Source organism: Burkholderia sp. Bp9031, from assembly GCF_003857965.1.
In the GTDB taxonomy this organism is placed as follows: domain Bacteria; phylum Pseudomonadota; class Gammaproteobacteria; order Burkholderiales; family Burkholderiaceae; genus Burkholderia; species Burkholderia ambifaria_A.
In genome coordinates this window covers 1-1,822 of record NZ_QTPW01000081.1, presented here as the reverse complement: position 1 = coordinate 1,822, position 1,822 = coordinate 1, and the positions used below count along the sequence as shown (strand labels likewise).

The window sequence follows — 1,822 nt, the reverse complement described above, 5'->3', positions numbered from 1 at the left end:
TCATGTGCGGCATTGTCGGCGCAGTTGCGCAGCGTAATATCGTTCCGGTGCTGATCGAAGGATTGCGGCGCCTCGAATATCGTGGCTACGATTCGTGCGGCGTCGCCGTGCTCGAGCCGGGCGCGCCGAAGCGTGCGCGCAGCGTCGCACGCGTTGCCGATCTCGACACGCAGGTGCGCGAATCGCACCTGGAAGGCACGACCGGCGTCGCACACACGCGCTGGGCGACGCACGGCGCGCCCGTCACGCACAACGCGCACCCGATCTTCTCGTCGAACGCGCTCGCGCTGGTGCACAACGGCATCATCGAGAACTTCGAGACGCTGCGCGAAGCGCTGCGCGCGAAGGGCTACGAATTCGTGTCGCAGACCGACACCGAAGTGATCGCGCACCTCGTGCACAGCCTGTATCGCGGCAACCTGTTCGAAGCCGTGCGCGAAGCCGTGCAGCAGCTGCACGGCGCGTATGCGATCGCGGTGACCCACAAGGACGAGCCGCACACCGTCGTCGGCGCGCGCCAGGGTTCGCCGCTCGTCGTCGGCCACGGCGACGGCGAAAACTTCCTCGCATCCGACGCACTGGCGCTGGCCGGCAGCACCGACCGCTTCACGTTCCTCGAGGAAGGCGACGTGTGCGAACTGTCGCTCGACGGCGTGAAGATCGTCGATCGCCACGGCGCGCTCGCGCAGCGCGAGATCCGCGTGGTCAGCGCGTACAGCGGCGCGGTCGAGCTGGGCCCGTATCGCCACTTCATGCAGAAGGAAATCTTCGAGCAGCCGCGCGCGATCAGCGACACGGTGCCGCAGACCGAAGCGTTCGACGCGACGCTGTTCGGCGATGCGGCACCCGCCGCGTTCGCGGACATCGACAGCCTGCTGATCCTCGCGTGCGGCACGAGCTACTACTCGGGCCTCACCGCGAAGTACTGGCTCGAATCGATCGCGAAGATCCCAACCCAGGTCGAGATCGCGAGCGAATACCGCTACCGCGAGTCGGTGCCGAACCCGCGCCAGCTCGTGCTGGTGATCTCGCAGTCGGGCGAGACGGCCGACACGCTCGCCGCGCTCAAGCACGCGCAGTCGCTCGGCCACACGCACACGCTGGCCGTCTGCAACGTCGCGACGAGCGCGATGGTGCGCCTCACCGAGATGCAGTTCCTGACGCACGCGGGCACCGAGATCGGCGTCGCGTCGACCAAGGCGTTCACGACCCAGCTCGTCGCACTGTTCGTGCTGGCCGCGGCGCTCGGCAAGCTGCGCGGGCATGTCGACGCCGCGCAGGAAGCGGAATTCCTGAAGCAACTGCGCCACCTGCCGGCCGCGCTGAACAGCGTGCTCGCGCTCGAGCCGCAGATCATCGCGTGGTCGGAGGAATTCGCGCGCAAGGAAAACGCGCTGTTCCTCGGCCGCGGGCTGCACTACCCGATCGCGCTCGAAGGCGCGCTGAAGCTGAAGGAAATCTCGTACATCCACGCGGAGGCCTATCCGGCCGGCGAGCTGAAGCACGGGCCGCTCGCGCTCGTCACGGAAGCGATGCCGGTCGTCACGGTCGCGCCGAACGACACGCTGCTCGAGAAGCTGAAGTCGAACATGCAGGAAGTGCGCGCGCGCGGCGGCGAGCTGTACGTGTTCGCCGACGCGGATACGCAGATCGTCAACGACGACGGCCTGCACGTGATCCGGATGCCGGAGCATTACGGGCAGCTGTCGCCGATCCTGCACGTCGTGCCGCTGCAGCTGCTCGCGTATCACACCGCGTGCGCGCGCGGCACCGATGTCGACAAGCCGCGCAACCTCGCGAAGTCGGTGACGGTGGAGTAAGC

The 1,822-nt window shown here is 67.6% G+C and carries 1 protein-coding gene; it reads left to right on the top strand.

What is annotated here, in order from left to right; all coding sequences use genetic code 11:
* Positions 1-2 precede the first annotated feature (2 nt).
* Positions 3-1,820 carry a glutamine--fructose-6-phosphate transaminase (isomerizing) gene (glmS, locus tag DIE15_RS36580; RefSeq protein ID WP_124835876.1) on the top strand — a complete coding sequence of 606 codons (1,818 nt, stop codon included), beginning with the start codon at positions 3-5 and terminating at the stop codon, positions 1,818-1,820.
* Positions 1,821-1,822 lie beyond the last annotated feature (2 nt).